The sequence below is a fragment of the Variovorax sp. P4_B11 genome (assembly GCF_056402355.1).
Genome location: NZ_JBFUHO010000029.1, coordinates 1 through 26,023, shown reverse-complemented (window position 1 = coordinate 26,023; position 26,023 = coordinate 1). Strand labels below are relative to the sequence as shown.

General features: G+C 70.2%; 22 protein-coding genes. 12 read left to right on the top strand and 10 right to left on the bottom strand.

Features of this window, described 5'->3' with window-relative positions; genetic code table 11:
• Nucleotide 1 precedes the first annotated feature (1 nt).
• From AC1DYD_RS23410 to AC1DYD_RS23395, 4 genes are all read left to right on the top strand, one after another.
• Nucleotides 2–3,142 carry an L-glutamate gamma-semialdehyde dehydrogenase gene (locus AC1DYD_RS23410; RefSeq protein ID WP_478175145.1) on the top strand — a complete coding sequence of 1,047 codons (3,141 nt, stop codon included), beginning with the start codon at nt 2–4 and terminating at the stop codon, nt 3,140–3,142.
• 83 nt (nt 3,143–3,225) lie between these two features.
• On the top strand, nt 3,226–4,497 hold the full coding sequence (locus AC1DYD_RS23405; RefSeq protein WP_478175144.1) for a Glu/Leu/Phe/Val family dehydrogenase: 1,272 nt from the start codon (nt 3,226–3,228) through the stop codon (nt 4,495–4,497).
• A 55-nt stretch (nt 4,498–4,552) separates the two neighbouring features.
• The gene (locus tag AC1DYD_RS23400; protein WP_478175143.1) at nt 4,553–5,179 is read left to right on the top strand and encodes a nucleoside/nucleotide kinase family protein; all 627 of its coding nucleotides are present in this window, start codon (nt 4,553–4,555) and stop codon (nt 5,177–5,179) included.
• A 92-nt stretch (nt 5,180–5,271) separates the two neighbouring features.
• The gene (locus AC1DYD_RS23395; protein ID WP_478175142.1) at nt 5,272–5,916 is read left to right on the top strand and encodes a DUF2242 domain-containing protein; all 645 of its coding nucleotides are present in this window, start codon (nt 5,272–5,274) and stop codon (nt 5,914–5,916) included.
• Nucleotides 5,917–5,940: 24 nt separating this feature from the next.
• Here the strand turns inward: AC1DYD_RS23395 and rocF are convergent, their stop codons facing one another.
• From rocF to AC1DYD_RS23380, 3 genes are all read right to left on the bottom strand, one after another.
• Nucleotides 5,941–6,852, bottom strand: coding sequence for an arginase (rocF, locus tag AC1DYD_RS23390; protein WP_478175141.1), 912 nt, complete (start codon nt 6,850–6,852; stop codon nt 5,941–5,943).
• Between the two features lie 276 nt (nt 6,853–7,128).
• A complete protein-coding gene (locus AC1DYD_RS23385) occupies nt 7,129–8,376 on the bottom strand; it encodes a branched-chain amino acid ABC transporter substrate-binding protein (protein WP_478175140.1) in 1,248 nt (415 codons plus the stop codon).
• Complete coding sequence (locus AC1DYD_RS23380; protein WP_478175139.1) at nt 8,373–9,107, bottom strand: TetR/AcrR family transcriptional regulator; 735 nt, start codon at nt 9,105–9,107, stop codon at nt 8,373–8,375. The genes AC1DYD_RS23385 and AC1DYD_RS23380 overlap by 4 nt, the downstream gene beginning before the upstream one ends.
• A gap of 75 nt (nt 9,108–9,182) precedes the next feature.
• On the opposite strand from AC1DYD_RS23380, the gene AC1DYD_RS23375 reads away from it, so the two are divergent.
• The 3 genes from AC1DYD_RS23375 to AC1DYD_RS23365 are packed head-to-tail and all read left to right on the top strand — an operon-like array spanning nt 9,183 to nt 14,882.
• A complete protein-coding gene (locus tag AC1DYD_RS23375; protein WP_478175138.1) occupies nt 9,183–10,805 on the top strand; it encodes an AMP-binding protein in 1,623 nt (540 codons plus the stop codon).
• A gap of 4 nt (nt 10,806–10,809) precedes the next feature.
• Nucleotides 10,810–14,109 carry an acetyl-CoA carboxylase family protein gene (locus AC1DYD_RS23370; RefSeq protein WP_478175137.1) on the top strand — a complete coding sequence of 1,100 codons (3,300 nt, stop codon included), beginning with the start codon at nt 10,810–10,812 and terminating at the stop codon, nt 14,107–14,109.
• Between the two features lie 35 nt (nt 14,110–14,144).
• Complete coding sequence (locus AC1DYD_RS23365) at nt 14,145–14,882, top strand: SGNH/GDSL hydrolase family protein (protein WP_478175136.1); 738 nt, start codon at nt 14,145–14,147, stop codon at nt 14,880–14,882.
• 154 nt (nt 14,883–15,036) lie between these two features.
• Here AC1DYD_RS23365 and AC1DYD_RS23360 read toward each other — a convergent pair whose 3' ends face one another.
• The 3 genes from AC1DYD_RS23360 to purU are packed head-to-tail and all read right to left on the bottom strand — an operon-like array spanning nt 15,037 to nt 16,970.
• On the bottom strand, nt 15,037–15,762 hold the full coding sequence (locus AC1DYD_RS23360; protein ID WP_478175135.1) for an LrgB family protein: 726 nt from the start codon (nt 15,760–15,762) through the stop codon (nt 15,037–15,039).
• Between the two features lie 4 nt (nt 15,763–15,766).
• Complete coding sequence (locus tag AC1DYD_RS23355) at nt 15,767–16,114, bottom strand: CidA/LrgA family protein (protein ID WP_478175134.1); 348 nt, start codon at nt 16,112–16,114, stop codon at nt 15,767–15,769.
• Nucleotides 16,115–16,124: 10 nt separating this feature from the next.
• Complete coding sequence (gene purU / locus AC1DYD_RS23350; protein WP_478175133.1) at nt 16,125–16,970, bottom strand: formyltetrahydrofolate deformylase; 846 nt, start codon at nt 16,968–16,970, stop codon at nt 16,125–16,127.
• A gap of 92 nt (nt 16,971–17,062) precedes the next feature.
• On the opposite strand from purU, the gene aptA reads away from it, so the two are divergent.
• Nucleotides 17,063–18,397, top strand: coding sequence for an omega-aminotransferase AptA (gene aptA, locus AC1DYD_RS23345; protein ID WP_478175132.1), 1,335 nt, complete (start codon nt 17,063–17,065; stop codon nt 18,395–18,397).
• On the opposite strand, the gene AC1DYD_RS23340 is transcribed toward aptA, so the two are convergent.
• The 3 genes from AC1DYD_RS23340 to AC1DYD_RS23330 form a co-directional block, all read right to left on the bottom strand.
• Nucleotides 18,381–19,214 carry a ChaN family lipoprotein gene (locus AC1DYD_RS23340; RefSeq protein WP_478175131.1) on the bottom strand — a complete coding sequence of 278 codons (834 nt, stop codon included), beginning with the start codon at nt 19,212–19,214 and terminating at the stop codon, nt 18,381–18,383. The genes aptA and AC1DYD_RS23340 overlap by 17 nt on opposite strands.
• 41 nt (nt 19,215–19,255) lie before the next feature.
• A complete protein-coding gene (locus tag AC1DYD_RS23335; protein ID WP_478175215.1) occupies nt 19,256–19,534 on the bottom strand; it encodes a BTH_I0359 family protein in 279 nt (92 codons plus the stop codon).
• Nucleotides 19,535–19,650: 116 nt separating this feature from the next.
• Entirely contained in the window at nt 19,651–20,820 is a 1,170-nt protein-coding gene (locus AC1DYD_RS23330) for a DUF3108 domain-containing protein (RefSeq protein ID WP_478175130.1), read from the bottom strand.
• A gap of 99 nt (nt 20,821–20,919) precedes the next feature.
• Between AC1DYD_RS23330 and AC1DYD_RS23325 the strand changes: the two genes are divergently transcribed.
• The gene (locus AC1DYD_RS23325) at nt 20,920–21,936 is read left to right on the top strand and encodes a fumarylacetoacetate hydrolase family protein (protein ID WP_478175129.1); all 1,017 of its coding nucleotides are present in this window, start codon (nt 20,920–20,922) and stop codon (nt 21,934–21,936) included.
• 7 nt (nt 21,937–21,943) lie between these two features.
• Here the strand turns inward: AC1DYD_RS23325 and AC1DYD_RS23320 are convergent, their stop codons facing one another.
• Nucleotides 21,944–22,720 carry a LuxR C-terminal-related transcriptional regulator gene (locus AC1DYD_RS23320; protein WP_478175128.1) on the bottom strand — a complete coding sequence of 259 codons (777 nt, stop codon included), beginning with the start codon at nt 22,718–22,720 and terminating at the stop codon, nt 21,944–21,946.
• A 74-nt stretch (nt 22,721–22,794) separates the two neighbouring features.
• Here AC1DYD_RS23320 and AC1DYD_RS23315 point away from each other — a divergent pair, with 74 nt between their 5' ends.
• From AC1DYD_RS23315 to AC1DYD_RS23305, 3 genes are all read left to right on the top strand, one after another.
• On the top strand, nt 22,795–24,540 hold the full coding sequence (locus tag AC1DYD_RS23315) for an FAD-dependent monooxygenase (RefSeq protein ID WP_478175127.1): 1,746 nt from the start codon (nt 22,795–22,797) through the stop codon (nt 24,538–24,540).
• Nucleotides 24,537–24,740, top strand: a complete 204-nt coding sequence (locus AC1DYD_RS23310; RefSeq protein ID WP_478175126.1) for a hypothetical protein — start codon at nt 24,537–24,539, stop codon at nt 24,738–24,740. Before AC1DYD_RS23315 ends, AC1DYD_RS23310 begins: the two co-directional genes overlap by 4 nt.
• Nucleotides 24,741–24,897: 157 nt before the next feature.
• Nucleotides 24,898–25,875 carry a Bug family tripartite tricarboxylate transporter substrate binding protein gene (locus tag AC1DYD_RS23305; RefSeq protein WP_478175125.1) on the top strand — a complete coding sequence of 326 codons (978 nt, stop codon included), beginning with the start codon at nt 24,898–24,900 and terminating at the stop codon, nt 25,873–25,875.
• The last annotated feature ends 148 nt before the right edge of the window (nt 25,876–26,023 follow it).

The window sequence follows — 26,023 nt, the reverse complement described above, 5'->3', positions numbered from 1 at the left end:
CATGCGCCTGCCCAGCCCCTACCGGCCCGAAGCCGACATCGTCGCGCACCGCCTCGCCTCGCTGAAGGGCGCCCTCGACTGGGCGTCTATCGTGCCCCTCGCCACGCCCTGGGTGCGCGCCGTGCGCCACAGCCCGCCGCCGTTCTGGGCCATGGAGAGCCTGTTGCGCGAGTACCCGATCTCGAGCGCCGAGGGCCTGGCGCTGATGCGGCTGGCCGAGGCGCTGCTGCGCGTGCCCGACGCCGAAACCGCCATTGCGCTGACCGCCGACCAACTGGGACGCGCCAACTTCGAGAGCAGCACTGATTCGACCCTGGCGCGGCTGTCGTCCTCGGCGATCGCGCTGTCGAAGAAGTTCCTGCCCGGCGCGGAGGCCGAACCGGGCCTGATGGCCAGGCTGGGCGCCCGCACCGTGGTCGCCGCGACCCTGCGCGCGGTGCAGCTGCTGGGGCGCCAGTTCGTGCTCGGCCAGACCATCGAGGAGGGCATGGCCGAGGCCCGTTCGGCGCACAGGAGGCAGGCCGCGCTGCGCTTCAGCTACGACATGCTGGGCGAGGGCGCGCGCACCGACGCCGATGCGCTGCGCTACCTCGACAGCTACGTCAACGCGATCCACTCGATTGCCGCCGGCGCCGACCCCGACGGCACCCCGGAGCAGAACGACGGCATCTCGATCAAGCTCAGCGCGCTGCATCCGCGCTATGAGGACGCCCAGCACGAGCGCGTGATGCGCGAGCTTGTGCCGCGCGTCTGGCAGCTGTGCGTGCTGGCGGCCGACGCCAAGCTCAATCTCACGATCGACGCCGAGGAGGTCGACCGGCTCGAACTCTCGCTCGACGTGTTCGAGGCGCTGGCCGGGAAGGTGGCGGCCGAAAAGCCGCAGTGGCGCGGCTTCGGCCTGGCGATGCAGGCCTACCAGACGCGTGCGCTGGAACTCATCGAGCACGTGGCCGGAATCGCCCGCAAGCACAAGCTGCGGCTGATGTGCCGGCTGGTCAAGGGCGCCTACTGGGACGCCGAGATCAAGCGCGCCCAGGAACTCGGATTGCCGCACTACCCGGTCTTCACGCACAAGCACCACACCGACCTGAGCTACCTGGCCTGCGCGCGGGCGCTGCTGGCGGCGCCCGACGCGATCTATCCGCAGTTCGCGACGCACAACGCGGGCACGATCGCGGCGATTCTTGCAATGGCGGGCAGCGAAGCACACGGAGTGGCAAGCGTGGGGGCCAGTCTTTCCGCCGGGCCGCCCCAAGGAAAGGCAGCCCCCTCGGGGGGCAGCGAAGCACACGGAGTGGCAAGCGTGGGGGCCAGTCTTTCCGCCGGGCCGCCCCAAGGAAAGGCAGCCCCCTCGGGGGGCAGCGAAGCACACGAAGTGGCAAGCGTGGGGGCCAGGTTCGAGTTGCAGCGGCTGCACGGAATGGGCGAGGGGATCTACCGCGAGGTGATGAAGAGCAGCACCGTGCCGGTGCGCGTCTACGCCCCGGTCGGCCGCCACAAGGACCTGCTGGCCTACCTGGTTCGCCGGCTGCTCGAGAACGGCGCCAATTCCTCGTTCGTGAACCAGCTCGGCGACGAATCGGTCGGCATGGACGCGCTGCTGGTCTCTCCGCTGTGGCTCGACCGCCAGGCCGCGCTGCCGCTGCCGCCCGAGCTCTACGGCCCGGCGCCCGCGCGGCGCAACAGCAGCGGCGTCGACCTCGCGGTGGAATCGATGCGTGCCCCGCTGTTGGCCGCCTACGCCGATGCCGTGGTGCCGGTGGTGCCTGAATTCGATGCGCAGCGGGCCGAGGAGGCCCTCTCGACCTCGGTCGCCGCCTACCGCGCCTGGACCCGCACGCCGGTGGCGCAGCGCGCCGCCGCGCTGCGCCATGCGGCCGATGCGCTGCAGGCCGAGCTGCCGCGCTTCTGCGCCCTGCTGGTCAAGGAGGCCTTCAAGACCTGGGGCGACGCGGTGGCCGAGGTGCGCGAGGCGGTCGATTTCCTGCGCTACTACGCCGACGAGGCCGAGCGGCTGATGCAGCCGGTCGCGCTGCCCGGACCGACCGGCGAGAGCAACGAGCTGCGCCTCACCGGCCGCGGCCCCTGGGTCTGCATCAGCCCGTGGAATTTCCCGCTGGCGATCTTCGTCGGCCAGGTGGCGGCCGCGCTGGCGACCGGCAACACGGTGCTGGCCAAGCCGGCGGAGCAGACGCCGGCCGTGGCGTTGGAGGCGGTACGGCTGCTGCATGCCGCCGGCGTGCCGGGCGGGGCGCTGCAGCTGCTGCACGGCCCGGGCGAGACCGTCGGCGCCGCGCTGGTGGCGGCGCCCGGCGTGGCGGGCGTCGTCTTCACCGGATCGACCCAGGTGGCGAAGATCATTCACCGCGCGCTGGCGGCCAAGGACGGCCCGATCGTGCCGTTGATCGCCGAGACCGGTGGCATCAACGCGATGCTGGTCGACTCCAGCGCGTTGCCCGAGCAGGTGGTCGATGCCGTGGTGCAGAGCGCCTTCCGCTCGGCCGGCCAGCGCTGCTCGGCGCTGCGCCTGCTGCTGGTGCACGAGACCATCGCCGAGCCGGTGATCGAGATGATCCGCGGCGCGGCGAAGGAGCTCCGCGCCGGCGATCCGGCCGCGCTGGCCACCGACGTCGGCCCGGTGATCGACCGCGAGGCCTTCGAGAACATCCAGCGCCACCTCCGGCGGCTGGATGCGCAGGCCAGGGTGCTGGTCGCACCGGCCGCCATTGCCGTGGCCGAGAACCTGATCCCGCCCCACGCCTTCGAAGTGCCCGGCGTCGACCGCGTGACCGCCGAGATCTTCGGCCCGGTGCTGCAGGTGGTGCGCTGGTCCGGCGAGCCGCAGGCCGTGATCGACGCCATCAACCGGCTCGGCTTCGGGCTCACGCTGGGCATCCAGACCCGGATCGACAGCCGGGCCCTGATGCTGGCGGCGCGGGCCCATGTGGGCAACGTCTACGTCAACCGCAACATCATCGGTGCGGTCGTCGGGGTCCAGCCCTTCGGCGGCGAGGGGCTCAGCGGGACCGGCCCGAAGGCCGGCGGTCCGCACTACCTGCTGCGTTTCTGTGCGGAGCAGACGCTCACCATCAATACCACCGCCGCGGGCGGCAACGCGGCCTTGCTTGCCGCCATCGCATAACCGCCAAAGCAACGTGCATAGGCATGGCGCGGCGGGCGCCGCGCGACTATCGTGGCGCCTGTCCGTTCAACACCAAGGATTCCATGAGCTCTGAACTCTCCTACGTCCATCCGACCGCCAACAGCCCCTGGGGCACCTACCTGTCGCAGGTCGATCGCGTCGTCCCCTACCTCGGCGGCCTGGCCCGCTGGGTCGAGACCCTCAAGCGCCCGAAGCGCGCGCTGATCGTCGACGTGCCGATCGAGATGGATGACGGTTCGATCGCCCATTTCGAGGGCTACCGGGTGCAGCACAGCCTGTCGCGCGGCCCGGGCAAGGGCGGCGTGCGCTTCCACCCCGACGTCACGCTCGAGGAAGTGATGGCGCTGTCGGCCTGGATGACGGTCAAGACCGCCGCGGTCAACCTGCCGTACGGCGGCGCCAAGGGCGGCATCCGGGTCGACCCGAAGAAGCTGTCGCTGAAGGAGCTGGAAAAGGTCACGCGCCGCTATACCAGCGAGATCGGCATCATCATCGGCCCGCACACCGACATCCCGGCGCCCGACGTCAACACCAACGCCCAGATCATGGCCTGGATGATGGACACCTATTCGATGAACGTCGGCGGCACCGCCACCGGCGTCGTCACGGGCAAGCCGCTGCACCTGGGCGGCTCGCTGGGCCGGGTCAAGGCCACGGGCCGCGGCGTCTTCGTGACCGGCCGCGAGGCGGCGCGCCGGCTCGGGCTCGACCTGCGCGGCGCCCGGATCGCGGTGCAGGGCTTCGGCAACGTCGGCTCGGTCGCGGCCGAACTGTTCGCCGAGGCCGGCGCGAAGATCGTCGCGGTGCAGGACCACACCGGCACCATCGTCAACGACAAGGGGCTCGACCTCGCGAAGCTGGTGCCGGTCTCGCGCACCGACGGCGTGGTCGGCTTCAAGGGCGGCGAGGTTGTCGACAACGAAGCCTTCTGGGACGTCGCCTGCGACATCCTGATCCCGGCCGCGCTCGAAGGCCAGATCACGGCCGAGCGGGCCGAGAAGACCAAGGCCAAGCTGGTGCTCGAAGGCGCCAACGGCCCGACCGTGCCGAGCGCCGACGACATCCTGGCCGAGCGCGGCGTGCTGGTGGTGCCCGACGTGATCTGCAACGCCGGCGGCGTCACGGTCAGCTACTTCGAGTGGGTGCAGGACTTCTCCTCCTTCTTCTGGGACGAGGACGAGATCAACGTGCGGCTCGACCGCATCATGATGAATGCGCTCAACCACATCTGGGACACCGCCGACAAGCACAAGATCACGCTGCGCACCGCCACCTACGCGGTGGCCTGCGAGCGGATCCTGATGGCGCGCGAGGAGCGCGGCCTGTACCCATGAGCCGCACGGCCGCTCCGAAGGCGAACACCGCAGCGCGCAGCGCGGAGGTTCCCTGATGCCTGCGTTGCCTGCCGCCGAGCTGGCGCGCATCGAGGCCTTGCTGGCCGGCGGCGGGCGCCGCCTGCTCGGGCTGGTCGGCGCGCCGGGCTCGGGCAAGTCGACCCTGGCGCGGGCGCTGCTCGAGGCCCTGCCGGGCCGCGCCCAGGTCGTGCCGATGGACGGCTTCCACCTGGCCAATGCGGAGCTGCAGCGGCTGGGCCGGGCCGGCCGCAAGGGCGCGCCCGACACCTTCGACAGCGCCGGCTACGTGGCCTTGCTGCAGCGCCTGCGGGCCCAGCCGGCCGGCGAGACCGTCTATGCGCCCGAGTTCCGCCGCGAGATCGAGGAGCCGGTCGCCGGGGCGATCGCGGTGCGGCCGGACACCCGCCTGGTCATCACCGAGGGCAATTACCTGCTGTTGGAGGAGGGCCCCTGGGCCCGGGTGGCGCCGCTGCTCGACGAGATCTGGTACGTGGATGTCGACGATGCGCTGCGCCGGGAGCGCCTGCTGCTGCGGCACCAGCAGTTCGGCCGCAGCCGCGAGGCGGCGCTGGCCTGGGTGGCGCAGACCGACGAGCCCAACGCGCAGCGCATCGCCGCCACGCGGCTGCGGGCGCAGCACGTCATTCGCTTCGACGCCTGAGCGGGGAACGCTGGAGCGCCCGGCCTGTCCAAGGCTGGGCCGCGCTCCCGCGGCTTGCTAGCATTCAGCACTCCGCCCATCCCATGCCTGCCATGCGCTTTACGTCCTGCCGCGCCGCCGCCACCGCGCTGCTGCTGCTTTCGTCCCTGGTCGCCGGCTGCAGCCTGAGCACGCCGCACCGCGTGTCCTACGAGCCGGAAGGGTTCGATTCCACGACCACCCACACGCGCAGCTACGCCGCCAACGAGGCTCAGACCTGCGAGGCGGCCCGGCGCGCGCTGCTGAGCCAGGGCTACATGGTGACCACGGCCAATGCCGACCAGGTGACCGGCCGCAAGAGCTTCCAGCCGGCCGCCGAGGTGCACGTGGAGGTGGAGTTCCGGGTCGTCTGCGCGCGCGAGAGCAATGGCCGCAGCGGGGGGCGCAGCACCATCGCCTTCGCCAGTGCGCTGCAGGACCGCTACGGCATCAAGAAGGTCAACAACTCGGCCACCGTCGGCGTCGGCGCGCTCGGCTCGCTGTCGCTGCCTTTCAGTTCGAGCGACGACGCGCTGGTCAAGGTGGCGAGCGAGACACTGACCGACGAGCGCTTCTACGACCGATTCTTCTCGCTGATCGACCGCTTCCTGCCGGCCGCGGCGGAGGGCAAGCCGGTCGAGGCCTCGCCGGTGTCGACGCCGCAGCCGCTGATCGAGGCGCCGCTCTCGCCGGTGCCGCCGTCGCCGTCGCGCGGCTGAGGGGCTCCAGGCGGGCATGCCGCGTCAACGCGCCAGGGTCGACTTGCCGAACAGGCTTTCGATCAGCTCGACCGCGATCTCGGCCGTCCGGTTGCGCACGTCCAGCGCCGGATTCAGCTCCACCACGTCGAGCGAACCGAGCCGTCCGGTGTCGGCGACCATTTCCATGCAGAGTTGCATCTCGCGCCAGGTCGGGCCGCCGCGCACGCCGGTGCCGACGCCCGGGGCGTAGTCCGGATCGAGGCAGTCGAGGTCGAAGCTCACGTGCAGGTGGGTGTCGTCATCGACGTCCTGCAGCGCCTCGGTCATCGTGGTGCGCATGCCGTGCTCGTCGATGTGGCGCATGTCGAAGACACCGAGGCCGAGCGCCCGGATCGCCGATTTCTCCTCGGCATCGACGCTGCGGATGCCCAGGAAGCGGATCGCGTCGTGCGCCAGCGCCGCCGGCTCGCCGCTCCATCCGCTGAGCGCCGCCGGCCCGTGGCCGAGCAGGCAGGACACCGGCATGCCGTGCAGGTTGCCGCTCGGGCTGGTGGTCTCGGTGTTGACGTCGGTATGGGCGTCGAGCCACAGCACGCGCAGTTTCTGCCGCCGCTGGCGCACGTGCCGGGCGATCGCGCTGATGGAGCCGACCGCGATGCAGTGGTCGCCGCCCAGCAGCACGGGGAGTTGCCTGGCTTCCAGCGTCTGGTCGACCGCGTCGTAGACCAGGCGGTTCCATGCGATCACCTCGGGGAGGTGGTGCAGCCCTTCGGCCGGCGCCTCCCACGGCGTGCCCGGACCGGCCAGGTTGCCGCCGTCGATCACCTCGAAGCCGAGACCGGCCAGCGTGTTGGCGATCCCGGCCACCCGCAGCGCGTCGGGCCCCATGCCGGCGCCGCGGGTGCTGGCGCCGATGTCGGTCGGTGCGCCGATCAGTCGAAGGGTGCGGGTCATGCGCGGGTCTCCTGTTGCACGGAACAGCCGCTACGGTAGCGCACGCCCATGACAAAGAGCAATCCGAACGAATTCCAGGAACACCGCGGAACCGGCTTCGCCGGGCCGCTGGTGTTGCCCCCGGCAGGGGGTGGGCGCCCCGACACGAAGTGCGGGGCAACCTGGGGGCGAGCAACAGCGCTACCGCGGAACCGGCTTTGCCGGGCCGCTGGTGTTGCCCTCGGCAGGGGGTGGGCGGGCGACACGAAGTGAGCCCAACCTGGGGGCGAGCAACATCTAGGGGCGGGGCATCTTGCAGTCCGTTCCTTGCGCCAGCTCGTTGCCGGTGTAGATCGCATCGGTGCGGAAACCGTACTGGGTGCCTTCCCAGCCGACCTTGACCGCCTTGCCGTCGACCGGCGCGATCGTGTTGACCACCTGCGGCAGCAGCAGCTGGTGGTCGTCGGCGCGCATGCGCACCGGGCCGACCACCGAGTCGAAGCTCAGGTCTTCCATGGCCAGCGCCACCCTGGTGGTGTCGGTGCTGCCGGCCTTGTTGATCGCGGCGGCCAGCAGGCGCGGCGTCATCTCGATGCGGGGCGCCAGGAAGTCCTTGCCGGTCTTGGCCTTGTAGCTTCTGGCGAGCGCATCGACCTTGGGCGAATCGGCCTGGCCGGGATGCCATTCAGCGACCCAGGTCAGCCGGCCCAGCCTGGCCTGCGACACCGCCAGCACCGTGCCCGGCACCGAGCCGGCGCTGTGGTTGTAGTAGTGCAGGTCGTAGCCGGCATCGCCTGCGGCCTTGAGCAGCAGCGTCATGTCCTGGCCCCAGTTGCCGGTGATCACCGAATCGGCGCCCGACTGCTTGATGTTGGCGAGGTAGGGCGCGAAGTCCTTCACCTTGCCGATCGGGTGCAGCGTCTCGCCGACGAACTGGATGTCGGGCCGCGCCAGGCCGACCAGCTGGCGGCCGTAGCTGGCCCATTGCTTGCCGTGCGCGTAGTCCTGGTTCAGCAGGTAGACCTTCTTGACCTCGGGCGTCTTCTTGATCGTGTTGGCGATCGCCTTCATCTTCATCGCCGTGTTCGCGTCGGTCTGGAAGTGCCAGAAGCTGCAGGACTTGCCGGTCAGGTCGGGGTCGATCGACGAATGGTTCAGCACCAGCAGCTCCTTGCCCGGATTGCGCTGGTTCCAGCGGTTGACCGCCTGCACCAGTGCGCTGACCACCGAGGAGCCCGAGCCGCCGGTGACGATGGCGCGCGCACCCTGGTCGATGGCCGCCTGCAGCGCGCTCTGGCTCTCCTGCGCCGACAGCTTGCTGTCGAACTGCAGCAGCTGCAGCTGGGTGCCGCCGAGCACGCCGCCCTTGGCGTTGATGTCCTCGATCGCATATTGCGTGTGCGTGAGCATCAACTCGCCGACGTTGGCGAAGGGGCCGGACAGGGGATCGATGTAGGCGATCTTGTAGGTCTGCTGGGCATGGGCGGCGCCGGCGGCGAGCAGGGCGGCGGCCGCGAGGGGCGCAAGCGGGCAGGGGAAGGTCATGGAGTCTCCGGTTCTTGGGGAAAGAAGAGTGGCGCGGCGCAGGCCGTGCGCTCGCGCAGCCCGAGCACCCGCCAGGCCAGCTTGCTGAGCTCGGCCACCACCTCGTCGGGCGTGAGCCGGCCGTCTGGCCGGTACCAGCTGTAGAGGAAGCCCGGCAGGCTCAGCGCCGCGAAGGCGGTGATCTTGGTTTCGCCGAAGTCGAGGTCGCCGTCGCTGCGGGCCTGCTCGAGCAGCGGAAAGAGCTGGTCATAGAAGTGATGGGCCAGTTTCTTCTGCGCCGCGATGTACTCGGGCCGATAGACCTGCGGCTCCTTGTAGGCGAAGAAGGCGCAGGGGTGGTGAGCCACCGTCGCGCGAATGAGCCGCTCGATGCCGTCCTTGACCTTGTCGACCGCGCGGCGATCGTCGCCGGCGGCGAAGTCCATGGCGGTGAAGCAGTCGACCGCGGGCCGCCACGACAGCGTCTCGAAGATCTCCTGCTTGTCGCGGAAGTAGTAGTAGACGAAGGGCTTCGTGACGTCGAGCGCGCGCACGATCTGCGCCATTGTGGTGTTGGCGTAGCCTTGCGCGGCGAACAGCTGCGCCGCCGCCTGCAGGATGCGCTCTCGCTGGACGTCGGTGCCGGCCGTGGCGGCGCGCTGCCGGCCGCTGCCCTGCGGAAGGTCGCTGCGCGGGGAGGGCGCATCCTCGCGCCCAGAGGGTTTGTGCGGTGTCGCCGAAGTTATACCCATGGGTAGGATCTTGGTGCACCATGCTGCGCTTGGCAAGCGCCCGAGTTCTATCGATAACCCTGAGAGACTGACGCCATGGAGACAAGCACCCTTCGCGAACTTCCCGATCGTCCGCGGCAGCCGCTGCACGAGTACCTTCGCACCCATGCGCGCGAGCGCGGCGGGCACCCGGCCTGCCTCTGGTACGGCCACGCGATGAGCTATGCCGAACTCGATGCGGCCAGCGACGCCTTCGCGGCCCGGCTGCAGGCCATCGGCGTGAAGAAGGGCGAGCCCGTGGTGCTGTTCCTCAACAACTGCCCGCAGTACCTGATCGCGCACTTCGGCATCCAGAAGATCGGCGCCATCGTCTGCCCGAGCGGGCCGCTCAACAAGGAGCACGAGCTGGCCTACCAGGTCAACGACCTGCAGGCGCGCGTGATCGTCGCCGCCTCGTCGCTGCTGCCGGTGGTCGACAAGGTGCGCGCGCAGAGCGCGCTCGCGCACGTGTTCGTGGTGCACTACGCCGACCTGCTGCCGGCGGCGCCCGCGCTCGACCTGCCGGCCGAGTTGGCCGCGGCGCAGCGCGAGCCGCGCGGCGTGCCGGCCGGCTGCGAGGACTTCCTCGCGGTCGCGAAGAGCGGCGAGCGCCCGGCGCCGGTCGCGCTCTCGCTCGACGACGTGGCGCTGATGACCTACACCTCGGGCACCACCGGCCTGCCCAAGGGCGCGATGCTGAGCTACGGCAATGCGCTCTTCAAGACCCGCGCGGCCGCCGACTGCAACGGCGTCACGGGCGGCGACGTGCTGCTGTCGATCGCGCCGCTCTATCACATCGCGGGCATGCTGATGGGCGTCAACGTGCCGGTGCTGACCGGCGCCACCTCGGTGCTGCTGCACCGCTTCGACCCGCGCGCGGCCCTGCAGGCGATCGACCGCCACAAGGTCGGCTGGTGGTACAGCATCGCGCCGATGAACGTCGCCTGCATGCAGCTGCCGGACATCGCGAGCTTCGATCTCTCCAGTCTGCGCATGAACCCGGTCACCAGCTTCGGCATCGCCTTCACCGAGCCGCTGGCGCAGCAGTGGCGCGGCTTCGCGAAGCATTGCAGCTCCTTCGAGGCCGCCTACGGCCTGAGCGAAACCCACACCTGCGACACCTACACGCCGCACCACGCGCCGCGCTGGGGCACGCAGGGCATCGCGGTGCCGGGCGTCACGATCCGCATCGTCGACGGCGACACCGGCAAGGACAAGCCCACCGGCGAAGTCGGCGAGATCGTGCTGCGCAGCCCGGGCTCGTTCAAGGGCTACTGGAACAAGCCCGAGGCCACCGCCGCGACCTTGCGCGAGGGCTGGGTCCACACCGGCGACATGGGCAAGATCGATGCCGACGGCTACCTCAGCTTCATCGGCCGCTTCAAGGAGATGATCAAGGTCTCGGGCTACAGCGTGTTCCCCGAAGAGGTCGAGACCATCCTGATCAAGCACCCGGCCGTGGCGCAGGCCGCGGTCATCGCCCAGCCCGACGCAGCGAAGGGCGAGGTGGTCAAGGCCTTCATCGTGCGCAAGCCGGGCGCCGAACTCGACGCCGACGCACTCATGGCCTGGGCCCGCGACAACATGGCGAGCTACAAGGCGCCGCGTGCCGTGCGCTTCCTCGACGCGCTGCCGACCACCGGTGCCGGCAAGGTGCTGCGCCGACTGCTGAAAGACTGATCCGATGCCGAAGAAAGTGTTGATTGCCAACCGCGGCGAGATCGCGGTGCGGCTGGTGCGCGCCTTGCGCGACCTGGGCATCGCGAGCGTCGCGGTCCATGCCAGGGACGATGCCGCCGCGCTGCACGTGCAACTGGCCGACGCCGCGGTGGCGCTCGACGCGACCGGCCCCTCGGCCTACCTCGACGGCGCCGCGCTGATCGCGATCGCTCGCGCGCAGGGCTGCGATGCGGTGCATCCGGGCTACGGCTTCCTGAGCGAGCGCGCCGACTTCGCACAGGCTTGCGCCGACGCCGGCCTGCGATTCATCGGCCCGACGCCGGCGCAGCTCGCGCTGTTCGGCGACAAGGCGCGCGCACGGGCGCTGGCCGGGCAGTGCCAGGTGCCTGTGATGCCGGGCAGCGCCGGCGCGGTGACGCTGGCCGAGGCGCAGGCCTTCTTCGCCGCCCAGCAGGCCGACGGCGCGGGCGTGATGGTCAAGGCGATCGGCGGCGGCGGCGGCCGCGGCATGCGCGCGGTGCTGAACGCCGCCGAGCTGCCCGTGGCGCATGCACGCTGCACCTCCGAAGCCAGGGCCGCCTTCGGCGTCGACGGCGTCTACGTCGAGCGCCTGATGCGCAATGCGCGCCACATCGAGGTGCAGGTGCTGGGCGACGGGCAGGCGGTGGCGAGCCTCGGCGAGCGCGAGTGCACGCTGCAGCGGCGCTTCCAGAAGCTGGTCGAGATCGCGCCCAGCCCCTCGCTGCCCGAGGCGCTGCGCCTGCAGGTCACGCAGGCGGCGCTGCGCATGGCCCGCGCGGTCGGCTACCAGAGCCTGGGCACCTTCGAATTCCTGGTCGACGAGTGCTCGACGACACTGCCCTTCGTCTTCATCGAGGCCAATCCGCGCCTGCAGGTCGAGCACACGGTGACCGAGGCGGTCACCGGCCTCGACCTGGTGCAGCTGCAGATCGCCATCGCCGACGGCCAGACGCTGGGCGACCTCGCGGTCGATGCCGATCGCAGCGCGCCGCAGCGCGGCTTCGCGGTCCAGTGGCGCATCAACGCCGAGACCCTCGATGCCGATGGCCAGGCGCGGCCGTCCGGCGGCACACTGGCGCGCTTCGACCTGCCCGCCGGGCCCGGCGTGCGGGTCGACACCCACGGCTATGCGGGCCTCGCGCCGTCGCCGCACTACGACACGCTGCTGGCCAAGCTGATCGTCCATTCGGCCTCGCCGCGCTTCGCCGATGCGGTGCGGCGCTCGCTGCGCGCGCTCGAGGAGTGCCGCATCGAGGGCATCGCAACCAATCTGTCCCTGTTGCGTGCGATTGCAGAGCGACCCGAGTTCGCGACGCAGGCGGTGCACACGCGCTTCGTCGAGGCGCACCTGGCCGACCTGCTCGCCGCCGCGACGCACATCGATGCGGCGAACGCCAGGGCGGTACGCGGGCTGCACGTGCATGTCGAAGCAACTTCGCCGCCGGACGAAGACGATGCCCGGGTGGTCAAGGCGCCGATGCCCGCGAAGCTGGTGCAGTTCGAGGTCGATGTCGGCGACCTCGTGCCGGCGGGTGCGCAGCTGGGCGTGCTCGAGGCCATGAAGATGGAGCATCTCCTGCATGCGCCCTTCGCCGGTCGTGTGGTGTCGTTGCTGGCAGCTGCCGGCGACTACCTGGTCGAGGGCCAGTCGCTGGTGCGGCTCGAGGCGGTCGATGCCCAGGCCGTCGAAGCCGAGGCGCAGGCCGCGCACGACCTCGACCTGATCCGCCCCGACCTGCAGAAGGTCATCGACCGCCACGCGCCGACGCTCGACGCGAATCGCGCCGCCGCGGTGGCCAAGCGCCAGCGCCAAGGCGGGCGTACCGCGCGCGCCAACATCGCCGACTTGTGCGAGACGGCCGACGATCCGGACAACTTCACCGAGTACGGCGCGCTCGCCATCGCCGCCCAGACGCGTCGCCGTACTCTCGAGGACCTGATCGCCAACACGCCGGCCGACGGCATGGTGACCGGCATCGGCAGCATCAACGCGAGGCAGTTCGGCCCCGAGAAGTCGCGTGCCGTGGTCATGTCCTACGACTACACGGTGCTGGCCGGTACGCAGGGCATGCGCAACCACCACAAGACCGACCGCATGCTGGGCATCGCGCACCAGCTGCGGCTGCCGGTGGTGCTGTTCGCCGAAGGTGGGGGCGGCCGGCCGGGCGATACCGATATGCCGATCGTCGCCGGACTCAACAACCACACCTTCAGCCAGTTCGCGGCGCTGTCGGGCAAGGTGCCGGTGGTCGGCATCGTGCACGGCCGCTGCTTCGCGGGCAATGCGGCGCTGCTCGGCTGCGCCGACGTCATCATCGCCACCGAGGCCAGCAACATCGGCATGAGCGGCCCGGCGATGATCGAAGGCGGTGGCCTGGGCACATTCGCGCCCGAGCAGATCGGCCCGAGCGGCGTGCAGTCGCGCAACGGCGTGATCGACATCCTGGTCAAGGATGAAGCCGAGGCGGTTGCCGCGGCAAAGCAGTACCTCTCGTACTTCCAGGGCGCAACCGGCAACTGGCAGTGCGCCGATCCGCGTGCGCTGCGCCATGCGGTGCCCGAGAACCGGCTGCGCGTCTACGACGTGCGCGCCGCGATGCGCGGCGTCGCCGACACCGGCTCGCTGCTCGAACTGCGTGCCGGCTTTGGCGCCGGCATCGTGACCGCGCTGGCGCGCATCGAGGGCAAGCCGGTCGGCCTGCTGGCCAACAATCCGCATCACCTCGGCGGCGCGATCGACGTCGAGGCGGCGGACAAGGCGGCACGCTTCATGCAGCTGTGCAATGCGCACGGCCTGCCGCTGGTGGCGCTGTGCGACACGCCCGGCTTCATGGTCGGCCCCGAGATCGAGGCCCAGGCGCAGGTGCGCCACGTGTGCCGCATGTTCATGGTGGCCTCGCACCTGCGCGTGCCTTACTTCGCGGTGGTGCTGCGCAAGGGCTACGGCCTCGGCGCGCAGGCCATGACCGCCGGCGGCTTCGACGCGCCGGTGTTCACGGTGGCCTGGCCGACCGGCGAGTTTGGCGCCATGGGGCTCGAGGGTGCGGTGCGCCTCGGCTTCCGCAAGGAACTCGAAGCCGCCGCTGAGGGCGCCGAGCGCGATGCGCTGTTCAGGAAGCTGGTGGCGCAGCAGTACGCCAACGGCGAGGCGATCCACATGGCGCAGACGCTCGAGATCGATGCGGTCATCGATCCCGCCGACACGCGGGCCTGGCTGGTGCGCGGGTTGGCGTCGGCATCGGCACCGCGGGAGCCGGCGCAGGCCTACGTCGACACCTGGTGAAGGCCGGGCCGCCGGGCCCGTACACTGCGCTTCGCATGAAGCTGCTCTCCCGACGCCGCGCCGCGCTCTTGCTCGGCGCCCTGACCGTGGCCGTGGCCGCGCACGCGCCGGCATGGGCGGCCGGTGCCGGCATGGTGGTGGCCTTCGGCGATTCGATCACTGAGGGCGCCGGCTCGGTCGAGGACAACGGCCGGCCGGTCCGCTACCCCGATCGGCTGGCGGCCCGGCTGCGTGCACTGCCCGGCGACGGGCCGGTCACGGTCATCAATGCCGGGCTCTCGGGCAACCGGCTGCTGGCCGACGGGGTGGGTCTCAAGGGTATCGCGCGCTTCGAGCGCGACGCGCTGTCGCGTCCCGGCGTGACCCACGTCCTGGTCCTGATCGGCATCAACGACATCGGCTTCAGCATGCCGGAAGGCGCGGCCGGACCGATCCGTGGGCAGCCGGCGGCCGATGAGATCACCGCGGGACTGCAACTGCTGATCCAGCAGGCGCAGGCGCGCGGCATCCGGGTGCTGCTGGGCACGCTGCCGCCCTTCAAGGGCGCGAGCTACTGGAGCAAGGAAAAGGAATCGCGCCGCGATGCCGTGAACCGCTGGATCCGAAGCCGCCGCAATGTCGCGGCCGTGGTGGACTTCGATGCGGTCATGCGCGATCCGGCCGATCCGCGGGCGTTGAATCCACTGCACGACAGCGGCGACCACCTCCATCCGGGCAATGCAGGCTACGCGGCGATGGCGGACGCGATCGATCTGCGGGTGTTTCGGAAATAGCCTTTGGTCACTGCGAGTGGAACGGCCATCGCGATGTCTGGAGCCGTGACCACGACGGCGTGCCGAACGCCTACGGCCGCCGACCGGACAATCCGAACCGCAGCCAGGGCGTGTTCCCGCTATTTCGCGACCCTGGAAATAGTGGGAACACGCCCTAGAACAGCTTGAAGATCAGCGGCATCAGCAGGGCGGCGAGCACGACCTGCATGCCGAGCGCCAGCCCCGCGTAGGCGCCGGCGTCGGCATTGACGTGCAGCGCGCGTGCGGCGCCGATGCCGTGGGCCGCAGTGCCGAGGCCGAAGCCGCGGGCGGCGTAGCCCGTGGCGTCGGTGCCGATGCGCAGCGCATCGAAGAGGTACTTGCCCGACAGCGCGCCGATCATGCCCGTGAGCACCGCGAACACGGCCGACAGTGCCGGGATGCCGCCGATCTTTTCCGAGATGCCCATGGCCACCGGCGCGGTGACCGACTTGGGTGCGAGCGACAGCACCACATCGTGCGGCAGGCCGACGGCCCAGCCCAGCACCACTGCCGAACCGCCGGCCGCCGCGCCGCCGAGCAACGAGGCCAGCAGCAATCGGCCGAAGCGCGCCCGCAGTTCGGCGCGCCGCAGCCACAGCGGCCAGGCCAGTGCCACGACGGCCGGCCCGAGCAGGAAATGAATGAACTGCGCGCCGGCGAAGTAGGTCGGGTAGTCGACGCGGGTGGCCAGCAGGCCGCCGGCCAGCAGCACCACCGACCACAGCACCGGGTTGGCCCAGGGGGCGCCGCCGGTCCGGGTGTAGGCCGCGTTCGCGAGCAGGTAGACGACCAGCGTCGCGGTCAGGCCGAACAGCGGCGTGGCCGACAGGTAGATCCAGAGTTCGACGAAGCGCGGCATGCGGCTACGCCTTCTTGCGGCGGTCGGGCCCATAGAGGACCAGCGCGGTCACCGCGAGGCCGATCCAGGTCGACAGCGCGATCACCAGCAGCATGCGCCCGCCGTACTGGCCCAGCAGTGCGAGGTGCGTCATGACGCCGACGCCGACCGGCACGAACAGCAGCGACAGGTGGGCGAGCAGGAAGCTGGCGCATTCGGCCACCGGCTCGCGCACCACCGCGAAGCGCAGGCCCCCGAGCATCAGGATCATCCCGAGCACCGGACCCGGCAGCGGCAGCGACAAGCCGCGCGAGAGCAGTTCGCCGACCGACTGGAACACCAGCAGCCAGGCCATGCCGCGCAGACCGTTCATGAGGGCAGCGCTACTTGAAGACCACCGTGCGGTGGCCGTTCAGCAGCACCCGGTGCTCGCTGTGCCACTTGACGGCCCGTGCCAGCACCTGGCTTTCGGTGTCGCGGCCGCGGGCGGTCAGCGCCTCGACGGTGTCGGTGTGGTCGGCGCGCTCGACATCCTGCTCGATGATCGGGCCTTCGTCGAGGTCGGCCGTCACGTAGTGGGCGGTGGCGCCGATCAGCTTCACGCCGCGGTCGTGCGCCTGGTAGTAGGGCTTGGCGCCCTTGAAGCTCGGCAGGAACGAGTGGTGGATGTTGATGGCGCGGCCGGCCAGCTTGCCGCACAGGTCGTTGCTGAGGATCTGCATGTAGCGCGCCAGCACCACCAGGTCGGCGCCTTCGGCCTCGATGATTTCGAGCTGCTTCGCCTCGCCCTGCGCCTTGGTCGCGGCGGTCACCGGGATGTGGTGGAAGGGGATGTTGTAGCTGGCGGCCAGCTGGTAGAAGTCGCGGTGGTTCGAGATGATGGCGCGGACATCGATCGCCAGCAGGCCGCTCTTCCAGCGGAACAGCAGGTCGTTCAGGCAGTGACCCTCCTTGCTGACCAGGATCACGGTCTTCATCGGTTCGGCGGCGGCGTGCAGTTTCCAGCGCATGCCGAATTCGGCCGCGAGTGCGCCGATCTGCTCGCACAGAATGTTCTCTCCGTGTTCGCAGGCGAATCGCACGCGCATGAAGAAAAGGCCGGTGTCGTGGTCGTTGTACTGCGCCGCTTCTTCGATGTTGCCGCCGCGCTCGAGCAGGAAGCCGGAGACGGCATGCACGATGCCCGTGCGGTCGGGGCATGAGAGGGTGAGGATGTACGCGGAGTTCATAAGGCCGCACATTGTCGCAGGGCCGCCAGCGGGCGGCGGCTGGTGCCAAAATGCCCGTTTACCCGACAGCCCGAACTTGCAGGAGTGACTTCATGGCCTTCAACGACCTCAACATGGACAACCAGTGGTTGCCCTTCACGCCCAACCGCTCGTTCAAGAAAGACCCGCGGGTCTTCGTGGCGGCCGACGGCATGGAGTTCACGACCCACGACGGCCGCAAGGTGATCGACGGCATCTCGTCGCTGTGGTGCGTCGGGGCGGGCCACAACCGAAAGCCGATCAACGAGGCGATCAAGAAGCAGCTCGACACGCTCGACTACGCCACCGCCTTCCAGGTCAGCAACGACAAAGCCTTCACCGCCGCCGAGAGAATCGCCGCGATGGCGCCCGGCGACCTCAACAAGGTGCTGTTCTGCAATTCGGGCAGCGAGGCGGCCGACACCTCGATGAAGGTCGCGCTGGCCTACCACCGCGCCCGCGGCGAAGGGCACCGCAACCTGTTCATCGGCCGCGAGAAGGGCTACCACGGCGTCGGCTTCGGCGGCATGTCGGTCGGCGGCATCCCGGGCAACCGCAAGGTGTTCGGCTCGGCCTTCCTGCCGCGCGTGGACCACATGCGCTTCATCCACGATCCGGTGAACCATGCCTACATCCACAACCAGGAGCCGGTCTGGGCCGAGGATCCGCTGGCCGACCTCGAGCAGCGGATCCTGCCGCTGCACGACCCGAGCAACGTGGCGGCGATCATCGTCGAGCCGGTCGCGGGTTCGGCCGGCTGGTACCTGCCGCCCAAGGGCTACCTGCAGAAGCTGCGCGAGATCTGCGACAAGCACGCAATCCTGCTGATCTTCGACGAGGTCATCACCGGCTTCGGGCGAATGGGCACCAATTTCGCGTCGGACTACTACGGCGTCGTGCCGGACATGCTGAACTTCGCCAAGTGCGTGACCAACGGCGTGATTCCGCTCGGCGGCGTGATCTGCCGCGACAAGCTCTACGACGAGATGATGAAGACCTCGGCGCCGGAGCACGTGGTCGAGTTCTTCCACGGCTACACCTACTCGGGCCATCCGGTGGCCTGCGCCGCGGCCATTGCGACGCTGGACCTGTTCAAGAAGGAGCAGCTGTTCCCGCGCGCCGGCGAGATGGGCAAGGTGCTCGGCGATGCCTTCCACGGCACCTTCAAGGGGCTGCCGAACGTGATCGGCATCCGCAGCCTGGGCCTGGCCGCGGCGGTCGAGCTGGCGCCGATCGCCGGCCTGCCGGGCAAGCGCGCCTACGACATCTTCCTGGACTGCTATCACAAGGGCGCGCTGGTGCGCCCGGCCGGCGACGTGGTCGTGATCGCGCCGCCCTACATCGTCGAGAAGTCGCACATCGACACGCTGGTCAACACGCTGGCGGATTCGATCAGGAAGAACGCCTGACGTCGGCGCAGTAGTCCTTCTCGGGCAGGGCCGGGGTCTGCCAGACGGCATCGAAGCTCCCGGCGCCGCTGCCTGCGGCGCCGGCCTGCATCCGCACCGCCTTCACCGAGACATCGGTCGGCAGGTGCTGGGGCACGCCCAGCCGCTTGTCGCCGTGGGCGGCACCACTGACCAGCAGCACGGTCTTGCCCGGTGTCCTGGCCTTGACAATGGCCTGGGCCATCGCGCGGTCGCGGGCGATCTGGATCCGCGTCATCGGGACGATCTGCGATTCGGGCAAGAGGTTGCAGTGGCCGCTGCGCACGGCCTTTTGCTGGGCGGTGTGTGCGCTGCTCGACAACTGCGCATCGAGCGAGACATCCGCCATCGCGTCCCGCATGTGGGCGCGCTGCAGGTTGGCCCCGATCACCGGCACGCCCGCGCGGACCGCGGCCATCACCACCGGGCCGTAGGCGGCCCAGGGCCAGCCCTTGTCGTTCCAGGCGAGGGCGGCTTGCACCTGCGATTCGGTCGCATCGGCCGGCAGGTGGGCGGTGCTCTGGCCTTCCTCGGCCATTTCCAGCGCCAGGGTGGCCAGGTGGCCGCTCTGGACCAGGGCGAGCACGGTCTCGCGTTCGATCGCCTGGTGCTCGACGGCGTCGTGCTGCTCGCCCAGCAACAGGGCGTCGGCCGGCATCTGCGCCGCGACGCGGGCGGCGGTCAGCCCTTCCGATGCGGAAGGGGCGGGGGTGGTGCAGGCCGCCAGCCAGGCGATGCCGACGACCAGCGCCAGAGGGCGCAACGGCAAGGAGGGGGCGCGAGAGCGTCGGGGCGTCATCCCGCGATGCTACCCCGGAGGGTGCTGCCGGACCGCAGTCTTCAGTGAACCAGGACCGGAGTGTGCGCTAACTCGGCGTAGCCTTCGAGCGTGTCCTCGACCTCTTCCTGGGTGGGGGTGTTGCGCTGCCAGGCTGCGATCTGCTGCTGGAACAACTCGGCCCAGGAGCCGTCGAGGTAGACCTCTTTGCCCGAGCGCTTGTCCACGATCTCGAAACCGTGGCGTGCCAACACCGGCAGGTGGGGCGCCGCGGGCGCATCGCCTTCGGTCGGCTGCACGTGCACGACGACGAAGGAGTCGGAGTCGTAGAGCATTTGCATATCGGGCCCTGTGAGGATGTCGATGGCATTCATGGTGTTTAGATAGCAATCAACGCGCCAGTTTCAATATCCAGCGTTGCTTTGTAGGCGGGCGCCTGTATCCGTGTGTGTTTTTGTCACGGATTCGACGCCCGCAACGCGCTCTGGCTGCGCAGTTGGAGGTCGATGAAGTCGCCGTTGGTCTGGGTCTGCTTGATCCGCACCGGCAGCCAGCCCAGCGCCGGCGCCAGCCAGAGCTCGATCTTGTCGTCGAAGGGCTCGCGCGGATTGCGCGTGAGCTTGCGTGCCTTGAACTGGCCGGCCGGCACGCCGAGCTCCTCCTCGCCTTCGACGTTGAAGGTCCAGATCTCGGCGTCGCGCGGGCCGACCGTCTGCACCGCGATCACCGCGCCCGGCGGGTAGTGCGCCGGATCGCCCGCCAGCAGGGCGCCGAGCTGCAGCACCACGCTGAGCCGGTCCTGCGCACCGGCCAGGAGCATCGCGCTGGGCGCGTTGCTGCTGAACACGACCTGTCCCCGGTCGCGGTCGAAATGGGACGCGACCTCGGTCTTGCGGGTGTCCGAAAAGCGCAGGGGCTCGATGCCGGTCGCGCCGATGCGGCCGCTGCTGTGCTGGCTGCGCAGCGTCTTGAAGAGGAAGGTCCACGCCAGCCTCAGGTCGTACTGGCTGCCATCCTGCAGCCAGACCAGCTCGCCGAACACGCCCTGCAGCGGCTGCGCGCCTTGCTGGGCCGTGGCGGCGAAGGCCAGGCGCACCGATCCCGGAACCTGCAGCGTCGCCGGCCCCGGGATGCTGCCCGCGGTGTCGCCGCCGCCGGCCCCGGCGTTCGGCGTCGAGTCGCCGGATACGCCCGAGGCGCCGGGTGCCTGCCCGGCGCCCCCTGCGTCGGGCACCGGTGCGTCGCCCGCATCGATCGCCGCCTGGGCGATGAGGTCGTGCGGCGGTGCGGGAGGCGGCATCGCGTGGTCGACGGCCGGCGCGGGTGCCGGCTCGACCGCGGGGCGAGGGCGTGGCGCGGGCCGTGGCCGCACCGGCCTGGGCGGTGGCGGCGTCCTGGCCGCCGGTGCCGCGGCGGCGGGCTCCGGATGCGGCGCCGGCGGCGGCGCGATCACGATGCTGCGCGTGATGAAGGTGTTCGCCAGCGGCGAGGGACGCTCTCCCGTGAACGGCGGCGCCAGCTCCAGCAGCGCCAGGTGCACCAGCGCCACGACCGCGGTGAGCAGTGCCAGCCCGCGCCAGGGCGCGCGCGGAAGGTCGGGGGCATCGGGCAGGGTGGCGGGCGGCATCGAGAATGGAGCGGGCGCCGGTCCAGAGGTTCACCTCGGTACACTGCCGCCCGTCCAACCAGTTTAGTAGCGATGCCGCGCCGGCATCCGCCGCCACCCATGAAACTCGCCACCCTCAAAGACGGTTCGCGCGACGGCCAGCTCGTCGTCGTCTCGCGCGACCTTGCCAGCGCCCACTACGCCACCGGCATCGCCAGCCGCATGCAGCAGGTGCTCGACGACTGGGGCTTCATGAGCCCGCAGCTGCAGGATCTCTACGATGCGCTGAATGCCGGCCGGGCCCGCCACGCCTTCCCCTTCGATCCGGCGCAATGCATGGCGCCGCTGCCGCGCGCCTACCAGTGGGCCGACGGCTCGGCCTACCTGAACCATGTCGAGCTGGTGCGCAAGGCGCGCAATGCCGAGGTGCCCGAGAGCTTCTACACCGACCCGCTGATGTACCAGGGCGGCAGCGACGACTTCATCGGCCCCTGCGATCCGGTGGTCGTCGCCAGCGAGGCCTTCGGCATCGACTTCGAGGCCGAGATCGCGGTGGTCACCGGCGACGTCAGGATGGGCGCCACGCCGGCCCAGGCGCTCGACGGCATCCGGCTCGTGATGCTGGCCAACGACGTCAGCCTGCGCAACCTGATCCCGGCCGAGCTGGCCAAGGGCTTCGGCTTTTTCCAGAGCAAGCCGGCGACCGGCTTCAGCCCGGTGGCGGTGACGCCGGGCGAACTCGGCGAGGCCTGGCTGGGCGGCCGCGTGCACCTGCAGCTGCAGAGCACCTGGAACGGCCGCAAGGTCGGGATGTGCGACGCCGGCGAGGAAATGACCTTCCACTTCGGCGAGCTGATCGCGCACATCGCCAAGACCCGCAACGTGCGCGCCGGCACCATCGTGGGCAGCGGCACCGTGAGCAACAAGGGCGTCGAGAAGAAGGGCCGCATGGAATGGCCCAAGGGCTACAGCTGCATCGCCGAGAAACGCTGCATCGAGACCATCCAGGACGGCCAGCCCAGCACCGAGTTCATGAAGTACGGCGACACCATCCGCATCGAGATGAAGGACCCCGACGGCCAGTCGGTGTTCGGCGCGATCGACCAGGAAGTGGTGGCGCCGGCGGCGGCAAGGTAGCCGGCGCTCAGCCCGGTACCCCGCGCAACAGTTCCTTCAAACCCCGTATCCCCAGCCGGCGGAACGCCCGGTACTGGTGCGTGCGCACTGTCGTCAGCGCGATGCCGATCTCGCGCGCCGCCTCCTTGGCGGTCTTGCCGGCCAGCAGGTGGCCGACCACCTCGCGTTCGCGCAGGCTCAGCCCCAGCAGGCGCGAGGCCAGCGCCGGTTCCGCCGCCTCGCGGGCAGCGACTGCGCTGCGGCCGTGGGCGGCGGTGGCGTCGGCCAGCAGCGCGGCGTGGGTTTCGAGCAGCGCGAAATCCGCCAGCCCGAAGTCGGGCTGGGCCAGGCTGCGGTAGAAGCTCACCGCGGCGCGCTGGCCGCTCGGCAGCAGCGACAGCACCGAGGCGCGCTCGCGAATGCCGACATCGCCGTAGCAGGCGGCCCGGTAGGCCGGGTCTTCGACCTCTTCGGCGCGATGGTGGCCGAGCCAGAGTTGCGGACGCTTCGGCAGCTTGCGGCCGGCCAGCCAGGCCATGTGCGGATCGAGCCGGTCGAATCGCTCGGCGACATAGCGTTCGGCGGTGCGTTCCGCCGTATGGCCATAGCTGCTGGCCGCCGAGATGGTTTCGATGCGGCCGTTGGCGCCGGCTGCGAACACGGTGCAGAAGGTCACCGGCAGCACCTCGTGCATGGCCGCCAGGTAGCTCGCGGCCAGATGCGCCGTGCCGATCCCGGCCAGCACGCTGCTGACGACCGGCGCCGCCAGGGCCCCGCTGTTGGCACGAACGGGCCAGCGTTTCATTTCAATTCAAGGGTAATCACTTCGTACGAAGTTATGACACAGCCGTTGCCGGCGCATCCGGACAATCCCCTTCCATGAACACCGCTGCCGTGATTTCCCCTGCCGCCCGGGCCGGCGACGCCGCCACCGGCCCGCTGCCGCCGCTGGCCGCCGAGCTGCCGCCCTCGGTCGGCGCCTTCCACTACACGCGCTTCGCGCCCGGGCTGCCGCCGCTGGAGCAAGGCGTCGAGCCCGGCCGTCATGCGGTCGTGATCGCCGGCGGCGGGCCGGTCGGCATGTCGCTCGCGCTGGGGCTCGCGAACCACGGCGTGCGCAGCGTGATCCTGGAGGCCGACGACACGGTCTGCGTCGGCAGCCGCGCGGCCTGCATCTCGCGCCGCAGCCTGGAGATCGTCGAGCGCCTCGGCGCGCTGCCGGCCTTCCTGGCCAAGGGCCTGCCCTGGACCGGCGGCCGCAGCTTCTACAAGACCGAGGAGGTGTTCCGCTTCGAGATGCCGCACGACGAGCGGCAGAAGCTGCCGCCGATGATCAACCTCGAGCAGTACTACATCGAGCAGTACCTGCTGGACGAGATCGTCCGCCGCAACGCGTCCACGCCCGGGCTGATCGACATCCGCTGGGGCACCGAGCTCACCGGCTTCGTGGAAGATGCGGACGGCCTAGTGCTCGCGGCCCGCAACGCGCTCGGCGACTACGCGCTGCGCGGCGAGTGGCTGGCAGCCTGCGACGGCGGCCAGAGCTTCGTGCGCAAGTCGCTCGGCCTCGAACTGGTGGGCACCGGCTACGAAGGCCGCTACGTGATCATCGACATCGAGCTGCACAGCACGCATCCGACCGAGCGCCGCGCCTGGTTCGACCCGCCGTGGAACCCGGGCTCGACCGTGCTGATGCACAAGCAGCCCGACGACATCTGGCGCATCGACTACCAGCTGCGCGCCGGCCAGAGCACCGAGGAGGCACTGCAGCCTGCGGCGGTGCAGGCGTTCGTGCAACGGCATCTCGATGCCATCGGCGAAGGCCACCTGCCCTGGCACACGGTGTGGACCTCGGTCTACCGCGCCGGTGCGATGACGCTCGAGCGCTACCGCCACGGCCGCGTGCTGTTCGCCGGCAACGCCGCGCATGCGATGCCGATCTTCGGCGTGCGCGGCCTCAACTCGGGCTTCGACGATGCCGACAACCTGGCCTGGAAGCTGGCGCTGGTGGCCCGCGGCGTGTCCGCCCCATCGCTGCTCGACAGCTATTCGCAGGAGCGCATCGCGGCCTTCGCCATCAACGCCGAGAACGCGATGCGCAGCACCGAGTTCATGTCGCCGCCCTCGCGCGGCTTCGACCTGCTGCGCGAGGCCGCGCTGTCGCTGTCGGGCGCGCACCGCGGCATCGCGAACCTGATCAACCCGCGCCAGACGCAGGCCGTGGGCTATGCGGGATCGGCGCTGTCGAGCGAGGGCGACGACCTGGCGGCCGGCCCGTGCCCCGGCGAGGCGATGACTGAGCAGGCGCTGGTCAACGGCCTCCATCTCACGAGCCGGATCGGCCCGGCCTTCACCGTGCTGCTGCTGAACCTCCCGCAGGCCGACGACGGGCTGCGTGCCGAACTCGAGCAGGCGCAGTCGGGCCCGCTGCCGGTCGCGCTGTGCGAACTGTCGCCGGGCGATGCCGAGCCGCAGGTGTTCGCGGCGCTCGGTGCGCAGCAGGGCGCCGTCTACCTGCTGCGTCCCGACGGCCATGTGGCCGCGCGCTGGCGCCGGCCGCCGTCGGGTGCGCTGCGCCGGGCCCTGGCGCGCGCCGCATCCCTGACCCCCAAGGAGACCGCATGACTGCCCTGCCATCCGAGGCGCGCGACCGCGTCTATGCCGAATGCGCGCGTGCCATCAGCGAGGCCGGCCCCGAGCGAGAATCGCTGTTCCTCGCCCGGCTCGCACTGCTGCTGTTCGAGCAGGTCGGTGACGAAGCCCGCTGCCGCGTCGCGCTCGCGCAGGCGCTCGACGGCTTGCCGCTGCCTTCGCTGTCGGTGTGACGGGCCCCCACGCTCGGCACTGCGTGTCCTCGCTGCCCCCCGAGGGGGCGCAGACCGCCTTGGGGCGGCCCGGCGGCGGTCTGAGAGGCCCCCACGCTCGTCACTTCGTGGTCGGAGCCCTTACATTCCAGAACACTCAAAACCAGGAGACTTTTCGATGGATCGCAGAACCCTGCTCACCACCCTCGCTGCCACCGCGGCCGCCGCTGCAGCACCGTGGGCGCGCGCCCAGGGCGCCTATCCCGACCAGCTGATCAAGTGGGTGGTGCCGTATCCGGCCGGCGGCGGCACCGACGTCATCGCGCGCACCCTGGCCGAGGCCATGCGCCAGACGCTGGGCCAGCAGATCGTGATCGACAACCGCCCCGGCGCCTCGACCAACATCGGCGCCGAACTGGTCGCCAAGTCCAAGCCCGACGGCTACACCATCATGTCGGCCGACAACGCGCTGCTGGCCTTCAACGAACACCTGTTCAGCAAGCTGCCCTTCAACCCCGAAAAGGACTTCAGCTACATCGGCGCGATCGGCAAGTTCCCGCTGGCGCTGGTGGTGCACCCGGACTTTCCGGCCCAGGACTTCAAGGCCTTCCTGGCCTACGTGAAGGCCAATCCGGGCAAGGTCAACTACGCCTCGCCCGGCAATGGCTCGCCGCACCACCTGGCGATGGAGATGTTCAAGGTCCGCACCGGCACCTTCATCACCCACATCCCGTACCGTGGCGCGGCGCCGGCGATGGCCGACGTGATGGGCGGCCAAGTGCCGGCGATGTTCCTCGACCTGGCTTCGGGTCTGTCGATCATGCAGGGCAAGAAAGTGCGCGTGCTGGCGATCGGCTCGGGCAGCCGCTCGAAATTGCTGCCCGAGGTGCCGACGCTGGCGGAAGTCGGCGTCTTGAATTCCGAAGTGTTCGCCTTCCAGGGAGTCGTCGGACCGGCCGGCATCCCGGCGCCGATCGTCGCCCGGCTCAATGGCGACCTCAACCGCGCCTTCAGTACGCCGGCGGTGCAGAAGCGCTTCAACGACTTCGGCATGGAGGCGATGCCCGGTACGCCACAGCAGTTCGCGGCCCTGTCGCGCGCCGAATCCCAGCGCTGGGGCCCGATCATCAAGGCCGCCGGCATCAAGCTGGACTGACGGGCCCCCACGCTCCCCCACTTCGTGTGGGTCGCTGCCCCCCGAGGGGGCCGCAGGCCGCCTTGGGGCGGCCCGGCGCCGGCCTGGGCCCCCACGCTCCCCCGCTGCGTGTGGGTCGCTGCCCCCCGAGGGGGCCGCAGGCCGCCTT

What these genes read in the sequence shown, in the direction of transcription:
- AC1DYD_RS23410 (WP_478175145.1), top strand. Translation starts at nt 2, where the DNA reads ATGCGCCTGCCCAGCCCCTACCGGCCCGAAGCCGACATCGTCGCGCAC.
- AC1DYD_RS23405 (WP_478175144.1), top strand. Translation starts at nt 3,226, where the DNA reads ATGAGCTCTGAACTCTCCTACGTCCATCCGACCGCCAACAGCCCCTGG.
- AC1DYD_RS23400 (WP_478175143.1), top strand. Translation starts at nt 4,553, where the DNA reads ATGCCTGCGTTGCCTGCCGCCGAGCTGGCGCGCATCGAGGCCTTGCTG.
- AC1DYD_RS23395 (WP_478175142.1), top strand. Translation starts at nt 5,272, where the DNA reads ATGCGCTTTACGTCCTGCCGCGCCGCCGCCACCGCGCTGCTGCTGCTT.
- rocF (WP_478175141.1), bottom strand. Translation starts at nt 6,852, where the DNA reads ATGACCCGCACCCTTCGACTGATCGGCGCACCGACCGACATCGGCGCC.
- AC1DYD_RS23385 (WP_478175140.1), bottom strand. Translation starts at nt 8,376, where the DNA reads ATGACCTTCCCCTGCCCGCTTGCGCCCCTCGCGGCCGCCGCCCTGCTC.
- AC1DYD_RS23380 (WP_478175139.1), bottom strand. Translation starts at nt 9,107, where the DNA reads ATGGGTATAACTTCGGCGACACCGCACAAACCCTCTGGGCGCGAGGAT.
- AC1DYD_RS23375 (WP_478175138.1), top strand. Translation starts at nt 9,183, where the DNA reads ATGGAGACAAGCACCCTTCGCGAACTTCCCGATCGTCCGCGGCAGCCG.
- AC1DYD_RS23370 (WP_478175137.1), top strand. Translation starts at nt 10,810, where the DNA reads ATGCCGAAGAAAGTGTTGATTGCCAACCGCGGCGAGATCGCGGTGCGG.
- AC1DYD_RS23365 (WP_478175136.1), top strand. Translation starts at nt 14,145, where the DNA reads ATGAAGCTGCTCTCCCGACGCCGCGCCGCGCTCTTGCTCGGCGCCCTG.
- AC1DYD_RS23360 (WP_478175135.1), bottom strand. Translation starts at nt 15,762, where the DNA reads ATGCCGCGCTTCGTCGAACTCTGGATCTACCTGTCGGCCACGCCGCTG.
- AC1DYD_RS23355 (WP_478175134.1), bottom strand. Translation starts at nt 16,114, where the DNA reads ATGAACGGTCTGCGCGGCATGGCCTGGCTGCTGGTGTTCCAGTCGGTC.
- purU (WP_478175133.1), bottom strand. Translation starts at nt 16,970, where the DNA reads ATGAACTCCGCGTACATCCTCACCCTCTCATGCCCCGACCGCACGGGC.
- aptA (WP_478175132.1), top strand. Translation starts at nt 17,063, where the DNA reads ATGGCCTTCAACGACCTCAACATGGACAACCAGTGGTTGCCCTTCACG.
- AC1DYD_RS23340 (WP_478175131.1), bottom strand. Translation starts at nt 19,214, where the DNA reads ATGACGCCCCGACGCTCTCGCGCCCCCTCCTTGCCGTTGCGCCCTCTG.
- AC1DYD_RS23335 (WP_478175215.1), bottom strand. Translation starts at nt 19,534, where the DNA reads ATGCAAATGCTCTACGACTCCGACTCCTTCGTCGTCGTGCACGTGCAG.
- AC1DYD_RS23330 (WP_478175130.1), bottom strand. Translation starts at nt 20,820, where the DNA reads ATGCCGCCCGCCACCCTGCCCGATGCCCCCGACCTTCCGCGCGCGCCC.
- AC1DYD_RS23325 (WP_478175129.1), top strand. Translation starts at nt 20,920, where the DNA reads ATGAAACTCGCCACCCTCAAAGACGGTTCGCGCGACGGCCAGCTCGTC.
- AC1DYD_RS23320 (WP_478175128.1), bottom strand. Translation starts at nt 22,720, where the DNA reads ATGAAACGCTGGCCCGTTCGTGCCAACAGCGGGGCCCTGGCGGCGCCG.
- AC1DYD_RS23315 (WP_478175127.1), top strand. Translation starts at nt 22,795, where the DNA reads ATGAACACCGCTGCCGTGATTTCCCCTGCCGCCCGGGCCGGCGACGCC.
- AC1DYD_RS23310 (WP_478175126.1), top strand. Translation starts at nt 24,537, where the DNA reads ATGACTGCCCTGCCATCCGAGGCGCGCGACCGCGTCTATGCCGAATGC.
- AC1DYD_RS23305 (WP_478175125.1), top strand. Translation starts at nt 24,898, where the DNA reads ATGGATCGCAGAACCCTGCTCACCACCCTCGCTGCCACCGCGGCCGCC.